This is a genomic window from Blautia sp. DFI.3.45, assembly GCF_020593505.1.
Lineage (GTDB): Bacteria > Bacillota > Clostridia > Lachnospirales > Lachnospiraceae > Blautia_A > Blautia_A wexlerae.
The window spans coordinates 1-8,885 of record NZ_JAJDMI010000077.1; the positions used below are offsets into that span (position 1 = coordinate 1).

Sequence of the window (8,885 nt, forward strand, 5' to 3'; positions counted from 1 at the left end):
AGCGTCTGGAAGCACGCGACTTCAGTCGTGTGAGGATAAAGTTTTTAATTCACGGTATTTTTGTTTCTGATGAAATGCAGTCATGTGGTATAGGTAAACTTTTATTAGATTATATCAAGAATAAAAAAGTTAGATTACGATTAAATGTATACCAGAAAAATACCAGAGCTCTCTCTTTTTACCAAAGAGAAGAGTTTAATATCCAATGCGAAGGATTCGATGGTGCTACTGGTGAAAAAGAATATCCAATGTTGTGGCAGCAGAAATAGAAAGCGATTTTGGGGAGAATTCCCATGGATATTGCCAATATGGTACTGTTTCTTTGCTCTGAAAAAGCGGGCTTTATCACAGGTGAAAACATCTGTATTGACGGTGGTATGACAAAACAAATGATTTATCATGGCGATTGTGGGTGGAGATTTGACATCTAAGTCACGTATTAGAAACACAGAATGTACAAAAGGAGAAGAACTATGAAATTTAAGATGATTCATGAAAATTACAATGTATCAGATCTGGACCGATCTATTAAATTTTACAACGATGCCCTTGATCTGCACGAGGTGAGAAGAAAAACTACCGATGATTTTATTATTGTGTATCTGAGCAACGATGTAAGTGATTTTGAGTTGGAACTTACCTGGCTTAAAGATCATCCACAGCCATATAATCTGGGTGAATGTGAATTCCACCTGGCATTCAAGGCAGAGGATTATGAGGCAGCGTATAAGAAGCACAAAGAGATGGGATGTATTTGCTTCGAAAATGAAGCGATGGGAATCTATTTCATTGTAGATCCAGATGGATACTGGCTTGAGATTCTGCCGTAAAGCTGGCTGGGAAATCGAAGAAATCATGTTGATCAGATTTTCAGAGGACTTTAAGGGGGTGTGTTATCATGAGAACTATAGGTAATATCCTTTGGTTTATATTTGGAGGATTGCTGGGTGGACTGGCATGGGTTTTTGCAGGATGCATATGGTGTATTACAATTATTGGAATTCCGATAGGCCTGCAATGCTTTAAATTTGCAACTTTGGCATTCTGGCCGTTTGGAAAAGAAATCGTGTATGGAACTGGTATGTTTTCATTCTTGGTAAATCTCATATGGATTGTATTTTTTGGCTGGGAAATGGCACTTGGAAATCTGATAGTTGGTTGTATATGGTGTATTACGATAGTTGGAATTCCGTTTGGAAAGCAGTTTTTCAAGATGGCAAGACTTTCTTTCATGCCATTTGGTGCCAGTGTGATAGGGTAGAATACAAAAATTTAAGGAGTCAGTGGAGTATTCCACTGGCGTTTTTATTGTTAGGGCAAAGCCCTGTTTGCCATTGTGGAGTTTTTCGCTGATCCGAAAAACGGAGCTTTGGAAAACAAATAAACCACCTGCTATGCAGGTGAGTCAGCATTGCTTCAGCTTACAGAAAAAAACCTCCGGTGGTATAATTAATGTAGGTTCGCCAACCGCACTAATATACACAGGAGGTATCCATATGGATAATAATAGTTTATCACATACAAAGTGGAATTGTAAGTATCATATTGGTGCGACCTGCGGTACTCATACCACGGGCATATAAAGATATCACTTTTTCCTCAATCCCGGAAATATCTCTCTGGTATTTAGGGATGAGTTTTGGTTCAAACTCACCGTTACGGTCTCTTGGTACATCGATTTGAAATTCACCGTATTGACTCTTTAAGTTTTTTGTAGAATGACCATTTCTTTTATTGTCTGTCTGTAGATCTCCCTTATGGTTTTTCTCGTAGCCAGGAGTTGCATCCAGTTCTGCCTCCATCAGCTCCTGCAGGATATCCTTGAAACTGTCTTTCAGAAGCGTGTATATATCTGCAACGCTATTAATGTTGTTTCCTGAGATGATCTGTCGAATTTGTTCCTTTGCAACTGCCATAAAAAATACTCCTTTTCGATAAGAATTGTCATATCTGAATTCTTACCAAAAAGGAGTTATTTTTTACCAAAAACACAAACTATTTTACACTACCGATGAATGGTAGAAAAGCATGATACCTCAATATTTGAGATATCATGCGTGCTATTATTTATACATTTTTAATAGTTCGGCATAAGTAATGTAAATACCAACACGTGCAAGAAGATCTTTTCGACGCTCATATAATGGCTTAAGTATTATTTCGATATCCTTTCCGTAATGCACCTGGTTATGACATGTACTACAGAGCGATACGATGTTTTCTTCGATATCTAAAGAAACATCAAAATCGTCAGAATATGCCATCGGAACAAGATGGTGCGGTTCAGTATATGGCAAATCATCTTTTTTTCTTATAAAGGTCTGGTGCTGTGCATCAATCTCACATGTGTAATTTGCAATTTTCAAGGCTTTTAGTGAAACCTTTTTGTCTCGTGGGAAAGTTGTTGTTTGAGATTGAGTAACAGTAGAAATTTTTTTCTTTGGTTTACCAGTATAAGAGACTTCTTTGGTTGGCTTTGTGATTTTAGTTGATGAAATTTCATCAATTAATTTTTGGTCGGCTCCTGCTTCGTGAGAACGTTTATCAACACTTACTTTTTTTAATTTGCGTTGTTGTTTAGATAAACGAAGTCCTTTTATTTTAATGAGCCCGCTTAAGCTATTGTCTTTCTCTTCGATGAAATTACTAATACTGGCATTTTCTATATCTTTTACTCTTGTTGGAGAAATAAGTCCCACTGTTTTAGCAAATTCAGGTACATCAGCTGCAGAAATACGGATTTGATTTTTTCGTGGATTTCCTCCTGTGATGCGATCCCTTGACTTGTTAATTGAAGCGGTTATTTTCAGACTTTTTAATACGTTAATGATTAGATCTGAACAAAGAGGATGTTTTTCGTCCAGAGAAAGCATTCGGGTATGTTTGTCCAAAGAACTACGCCCATCGAATGCTCCAGTAATAAAAGCACATCTTACTTTTTCTGAAGCTATCATAATGTGTTCAGAGAAAGTTTCTATGAGATTTTCAGGCGTTTTTATTGTAGCAGAACTGACTAAAAAAACAAAGCCTTGCTTATTTGGTTGCATGTATTTTTTGTAATTATCATCTGTTTTTTTTATAAACTTTGCATACATACCAGAAAGTATTTTTTTGAGAGAGTTCTGATGTGATTGTAAATCAGTAGATGTTACTTTGCCGGGATTGTGAATGACAGGCAATAACCAGGCGGATTGTTCTTCATTATAAGAACAGGCGGATACAATTCCCCCTAATATATAAGCCGTCTGTTCAGATAAGGGTGTTTGGATGTTTTCAAGTAGAAAACTCATAATATCACGCTCCTTTTAAATATAGTATAAAAATCTATATTAATTATAACATATAAAATCAAAAACTGTACAAAAAGAAGAATATTATATCATTATAAAAGTAATTGTAATTAAGATTGTAAATAAACATGATTAAAATATTGTAAAAAGAATTGTAAAAGTAATTACTTTTGTATATAATGTAATAAGTATAATTATGTGTAATTTCATGGAGGACAAGTAATTGAGCGATAAAAGAGTGAAAAGCCCAATGGAACACCTTAATATAGCAGAGTTCAACAGAGGACAATCATCAAAACTTATAAAAGGACTTGTAGAAAACGATAATACAGCATTTATTCAGAAAAACGGTAAGCCTATTGCGGTGGTTATGTCGTACGAAAGATATCAACGGATGTTTGAACAGGGAATTGATATTAATGAATTTTGATTTTTCAATGTGTGAAAGGAAGTAGTATGTCAGTAATTAATTTATATAACGACAATTGTATAGAAGCTATGAAATCCATAGGTGATAACACCATAGATTTGATAATTACCGATCCGCCATATAATTTGGGGAATTTTATGAAAGACAGAGATACTAATTTAAAAAAAATGCGAGATAATTTTTTTGGTGATGCAGGTTGGGATAATATGGATTTTTCTGAATGGTCTGAATCAATGGAACAATTCTTTGAATCTGCCGCAAGAGTTATGAAAAAAGGTGGTTCTATTATTGTATTTATGGCTATTATTAAAGTTGAAACTGTGATTAAGTTAGCAGAAAAATATGGCTTTTATTATAAGACAACTGGTATTTGGCATAAGAAAAATCCGATGCCAAGAAATATGAATCTACACTTTGTTAATTCTACGGAAGCTTGGATTTATTTCACATATAAAACCAGAACAGGAACATTCAACAATAATGGGGCTGTTTTACATGATTTTGTAGAGACTTCTGTTACTCCAAATGGTGAACGAAAATATGGAAAACATCCAACTCAAAAACCAGAAAGTTTAATGCGCCATTTTGTTGATGTTCTTTCTAATGTAGATGACAATATATTAGATCCGTTTATGGGTAGCGGAACAACTGGAGTTGCTGCCAAAAAAGCAGGTCGAAATTTTATTGGTATTGAATTATCAAAAGAATATTTTGATATGGCAAGCCAAAGAATCCAGGAGGCATAAAAATGATAAAACCTAAAGTAATCGATTTGTTTGCAGGGGTAGGAGGAATGTCCCTTGGGTTTGAACAAGAAGGCTTTGATGTTGTATTGGCAAATGAGTATGATGAATCAATAGCTAATGCATATCGAGTAAATCACAAAAACACTAAAATGGTAGTTGGTGATATTACACAATTGGACTTAGAAAAAACCTTTGGTGATTTTCAAGGGAAAATAGATGTAATTATAGGTGGTCCTCCTTGTCAGGGTTTTTCTCAAAAAGGACAAAGGAAAACTATCCATGATGAACGAAATTTCTTGTTTAAGTATTATGTAAAGGTTGTAGAATTAGTTAAACCAAGGTATTTTGTAATGGAAAATGTACCTAATTTATTAACAGCGGAAGGCGGTTTCTTTCGACAGGAAATACAGACACTATTTAATTCTATGGGATATCAGCTCAATATGGGAGTGCTGAATGCATCCGATTATGGTGTCCCACAGAATAGAAGAAGAGCTGTAATAATTGGAAAACGTGATTCAGAAGCCCCTCAGCTCCCTGTTCCTTGTATAAAATTTGTTAATATATGGGATGCAATCAGTGATTTAGCATATCTGAATTCAGGAGAAGGTGAGGAAGAGCAAGCCTACAGTACAGATCCAGAGAGTGACTATCAAAAGGAAATGAGAAGAGATTCAGGAAAACTATTTAATCATGTTGTTACCAAACATTCTAAGCTCGCATTGGAGCGTTTAGCAATGATTCCTCCCAATGCTGGGAAAGAAGTTCTTCCCAAGGAACATTTAACAAAATCTATTTATAGTGGAACTTGGACAAGAATGAGAAAGGATGAAATATCTGTTACTATAACCACAAGATTTGATACACCTTCTTCTGGTAAATTTACACATCCTTATTTGGATAGAGCTATAACTGTTAGAGAAGCGGCAAGAATACAATCCTTTCCAGATACATTCAGATTTATTGGTAATAAAGGATCACAAATGAAGCAAGTGGGTAATGCAGTTCCACCCAAACTTGCTGCTGCAATAGCTAGTGTAATTATGAAGGATATAAAGGAGGGGATAGAGAATGAATAGACCTGACAATCTTATGGCATATGATGAGCTTGATTTGAAATTGGGAATTAAATCGTCACTACCACATGTTAAAGGCACATTAGCACTTTCTGTTTTATTGTGGGAATGTGCTGATCATCCATCAGAACTTGTTTTTTCAGAACAAAAGGACAAAGAAACTGTATTAACGCAAGAATTGAGACAGTGGCTGTCAGATTATTTATCAGAGATATGTGAAGAAGAGAACATAGATATTCAGAAAGTTATTTCATGTGCTAATGATAATCAGCTTTTTAAGTCTCAAATGGAAGCATTGATTGTTGCATTTGAATTGGTATGGAAATTAGCTAAGGTAAGTTTTGTTGATTCAAGTAAAGCAGCAAGTGCAGAGCGAACAGGTGGTATTCGTTATCCTAAAAAGCTGGCTTATTCGGTTAATATGGATATCATACACAGCGTAATATCTAGTAATGAGTCAGCTTTTGTAAGGGTATTATTGTCGTGGATAGGAGTAGATGTCACATTTGATCCTGAGTGTGAGTTGATTTTATTGAAATTGCTCACAGCATTAGCTGAGGGAGCAGTGTTTAAGCTAGTTGATGGCGAAAAAGATGTGATTTTCAATCAAAATAGCATTTATAGAAAATTATTGGAAACTAATCAGCCAGTAGATGTAAATGGAGATAAGGAAGCAAAAGGTTCTTTAAGAATATTGAAATCACTGTTATCTGATAGTATGAACCCATACTTGAAATATTCTGGCGGAAGTGTTTCGGCTCAATCGGTGATTTCAGATAGACTTGATGATTATCAGAAAAGAGTAGAAACATTATTGCGTCTGAATGCAACTAAAGTTATTGGATTAGATAGCTTAGATGCAGATCAGGAAGGTGCTTCGTTTGATGATCTGGAGAAGACACGTATATCTACGGGGACGAATGTTTTATTATATGGAGTTCCAGGATCGGGGAAAAGTTGGACTATTGAACATGAGTATTGTAAAAAAGGAACCCATGTTGAAAGATTAGTTTTCCATCCAGATTATACATATTCAGATTTTATTGGTCAGATACTACCGGTTGTTGCAGAAGATGGTCAAGTAAGCTATCAATTTACAGCAGGACCGTTTACCAATATTTTGAAAGATGCTTATCTGAATCCAACAGAAGAGTATATTCTAGTAATTGAAGAAATAAATCGAGGTAATGCTCCTGCAATATTTGGAGAAGTATTTCAATTGTTAGATAGAAAAGTGATTGCATCAGAAAAATATGATGATGGTATGCCTATTGGAACGAGTGAATATGGTATAACAAATGCAAATATCGCAAAAATTGTTTACGGTGATTCTAAACACAAAGTTAAAATTCCGTCAAATCTTTCGATTATCGGAACGATGAATACTTCTGATCAGAATGTATTTACCTTAGATACAGCATTCCAAAGACGTTGGGAGATGCGTTTGATTGAGAATAATTTTGAAATTGTAGATAGAAACCTGGCGGATGCTGAAATCTTAGATACAGGTATTACATGGGAAGTATTCTGTACAGAAATAAACAGCATTATTGTAGGAAACAATGTAAGAATGTCTTCTTCTGAGGATAAGCGTCTTGGAGCTTATTTTGTTCGTCTTATGGATTTGCAAAAGGATCAGAAAATGGGAGATTTGTCTTCTGGAGAATATGATTCTTTACGCAAAAAAGAGAGTGCTGGTATTATTTCCAAAGAAGATGATATTCGATTAGATGAAATCAGAACTGCTATGAAGCAAAATCGTAGATTCCCCGAAAAGGTTATCAAATATCTGTGGGATGATGCCTTCAAGTTCAATCGTGAAGTTATTTTTGAAACCACAGAATACAGAAGTCTTGAAAGTGTAATCAGAGCATTCATGTATGCAGAGGGTATCCAGCGCTTCAAGATGTTTAAGCAGAACGTGGTAGATGCATTACAAAATCCGGAATCTGAACAGTAAGGTGGTGATGTTCAATGGACATAGATTCAGCTTTGAAAGTAGCTGATGGCGAAGACATCCGTAATCGTTGCCATGTGAATTCAAATGAAGATGGAGATAGATTTGTAGGTGTTAAAGCTGATTCTGATAAAGCAATGGTCTATTTCCCTATAGGCTATCAGCTTCCGGAGACTGATCAGGAAATCAGAACGGACATAAAGCATCTGATACAGGTTTTATCTGAATTTACTTCAAAAGATGATAGACTGCTTTCTATTAACAAGTTTGCGGCACCTCAGACGGTAGATTTTCCTATAAATGCTTATCGTGCAGTTATGGAGTTTTACTTTTCTCTTGGCGGTAAGTATTACATTGAGACTGATCCAGTGTTTAGAACCAGTCCTACGGGAAATCAGCACTGGCCAAGGACATTCAGAAATCAGACTCCATTGGTGCAACAGTCTCCCAATGGAGTGAGCTCGTTGATATACACAGACTTTACAGTAAGATCATCGACACCAAATGATAATAAAACCATCACGCAGATTAATAGATTTTGCGTATATGAAGCTTTTTTGAAACTTGGATGGCTATATGTTCCTTATATGCCAGAAAAACCTGGAGCCTGTCCCGATGTAAAAACATCTATACAGATCGTAAGAAGTAAGCTTGGAAATACAAACGACGATCGAAAGAGAAACCTGTTTCAGGGGATGTTAGATATGCTAGAATATATGGACGAAAAAACATCGGAAAGTACATTCTATTTTGGAACGGATGATTTTGATCATGTGTGGGAAAAACTGATAGACAGAGCTTTCGGAGAGAAAAACAAGGATCAGTATTTCCCAAGAACCAGATGGCTGCTGGATTTTGGTAAGTACAAAGAAAAGCATCCACTGATGCCTGATAGCATCATGATTTACAACGAAAAATATTATGTGTTGGATGCAAAGTGTTATCGGTATGGATGGACGGGAAATCCAGATCATCTTCCGAATGCCTCATCTATTAGTAAGCAGGTTACATATGGTGAATACCTTGAAAAGGCACATAGTATAGACAATGATTCTCTGTTCAATGCATTTATCATGCCATATAACATGAAGAAAAACTTCTTTGGCTTGACAGAACCTGTTGGCACGATAGGAGAAGCTGTCAGTGATTGGAAAACAAATAAGCTCAACTATGAAAGAATCCAGGGTATTGTTATTGATACCAGGTATTTAATGTATCATTACACCGGGAATCCTCTTAAGAGTAAGGTGGCTCTGGCAAATTGTATTGAGACGGTATTGAAAAGATTAGCAGTTCCGCCACGTAGTAAAAAATAAAATGATCCCCTGTAACTGGTATGCTCCCCGTCAAGAGGACAATAAAAAATAATAAATTTTTGTATCGTCA

The 8,885-nt window shown here is 35.7% G+C and carries 10 protein-coding genes and 1 pseudogene; 9 read left to right on the forward strand and 2 right to left on the reverse strand.

Features of this window, described 5'->3' with window-relative positions; genetic code table 11:
* The 4 genes from LJE09_RS16225 to LJE09_RS16240 all read left to right on the forward strand — a co-directional run.
* Positions 1–269: GNAT family N-acetyltransferase (locus LJE09_RS16225; protein WP_029677238.1), on the forward strand; the 269-nt coding region annotated here is incomplete at its 5' end.
* Between the two features lie 24 nt (positions 270–293).
* Positions 294–431: an SDR family oxidoreductase gene (locus LJE09_RS16230; RefSeq protein ID WP_330366528.1), complete on the forward strand. Its 138-nt coding sequence runs from the start codon at positions 294–296 to the stop codon at positions 429–431.
* A 42-nt stretch (positions 432–473) separates the two neighbouring features.
* Positions 474–830: a VOC family protein gene (locus LJE09_RS16235; protein WP_227311552.1), complete on the forward strand. Its 357-nt coding sequence runs from the start codon at positions 474–476 to the stop codon at positions 828–830.
* 68 nt (positions 831–898) lie between these two features.
* Positions 899–1,261, forward strand: a complete 363-nt coding sequence (locus tag LJE09_RS16240) for a YccF domain-containing protein (RefSeq protein ID WP_118613169.1) — start codon at positions 899–901, stop codon at positions 1,259–1,261.
* A 298-nt stretch (positions 1,262–1,559) separates the two neighbouring features.
* On the opposite strand, the pseudogene LJE09_RS16245 reads toward LJE09_RS16240, so the two are convergent.
* A pseudogene (locus LJE09_RS16245) lies at positions 1,560–1,916 on the reverse strand (transposase); the annotation flags it as partial.
* A 147-nt stretch (positions 1,917–2,063) separates the two neighbouring features.
* Positions 2,064–3,290, reverse strand: coding sequence for an HNH endonuclease (locus LJE09_RS16250; protein ID WP_227311553.1), 1,227 nt, complete (start codon positions 3,288–3,290; stop codon positions 2,064–2,066).
* A 223-nt stretch (positions 3,291–3,513) separates the two neighbouring features.
* On the opposite strand from LJE09_RS16250, the gene LJE09_RS16255 reads away from it, so the two are divergent.
* From LJE09_RS16255 to LJE09_RS16275, 5 genes are read left to right on the forward strand one after another with little or no spacing between them, the layout of a single operon-like run.
* A complete protein-coding gene (locus tag LJE09_RS16255; protein WP_227311554.1) occupies positions 3,514–3,720 on the forward strand; it encodes a type II toxin-antitoxin system Phd/YefM family antitoxin in 207 nt (68 codons plus the stop codon).
* Positions 3,721–3,746: 26 nt separating this feature from the next.
* Positions 3,747–4,466 (forward strand): DNA-methyltransferase, encoded by a 720-nt coding sequence (locus tag LJE09_RS16260; RefSeq protein ID WP_081026380.1) that lies wholly within the window; start codon positions 3,747–3,749, stop codon positions 4,464–4,466.
* A gap of 2 nt (positions 4,467–4,468) precedes the next feature.
* Complete coding sequence (locus LJE09_RS16265; protein WP_055057550.1) at positions 4,469–5,545, forward strand: DNA cytosine methyltransferase; 1,077 nt, start codon at positions 4,469–4,471, stop codon at positions 5,543–5,545.
* Entirely contained in the window at positions 5,538–7,502 is a 1,965-nt protein-coding gene (locus LJE09_RS16270) for an AAA family ATPase (RefSeq protein ID WP_227311555.1), read from the forward strand. The genes LJE09_RS16265 and LJE09_RS16270 overlap by 8 nt, the downstream gene beginning before the upstream one ends.
* A gap of 14 nt (positions 7,503–7,516) precedes the next feature.
* Positions 7,517–8,815, forward strand: a complete 1,299-nt coding sequence (locus LJE09_RS16275; RefSeq protein WP_055057548.1) for an LlaJI family restriction endonuclease — start codon at positions 7,517–7,519, stop codon at positions 8,813–8,815.
* The last annotated feature ends 70 nt before the right edge of the window (positions 8,816–8,885 follow it).

Excerpts from the sequence above, each read along its gene's own strand:
- LJE09_RS16235 (WP_227311552.1), top strand. The coding sequence starts at position 474 with ATGAAATTTAAGATGATTCATGAAAATTACAATGTATCAGATCTGGAC.
- LJE09_RS16265 (WP_055057550.1), top strand. The coding sequence starts at position 4,469 with ATGATAAAACCTAAAGTAATCGATTTGTTTGCAGGGGTAGGAGGAATG.
- LJE09_RS16275 (WP_055057548.1), top strand. The coding sequence starts at position 7,517 with ATGGACATAGATTCAGCTTTGAAAGTAGCTGATGGCGAAGACATCCGT.
- LJE09_RS16270 (WP_227311555.1), top strand. The coding sequence starts at position 5,538 with ATGAATAGACCTGACAATCTTATGGCATATGATGAGCTTGATTTGAAA.
- LJE09_RS16230 (WP_330366528.1), top strand. The coding sequence starts at position 294 with ATGGATATTGCCAATATGGTACTGTTTCTTTGCTCTGAAAAAGCGGGC.
- LJE09_RS16250 (WP_227311553.1), bottom strand. The coding sequence starts at position 3,290 with ATGAGTTTTCTACTTGAAAACATCCAAACACCCTTATCTGAACAGACG.
- LJE09_RS16260 (WP_081026380.1), top strand. The coding sequence starts at position 3,747 with ATGTCAGTAATTAATTTATATAACGACAATTGTATAGAAGCTATGAAA.
- LJE09_RS16240 (WP_118613169.1), top strand. The coding sequence starts at position 899 with ATGAGAACTATAGGTAATATCCTTTGGTTTATATTTGGAGGATTGCTG.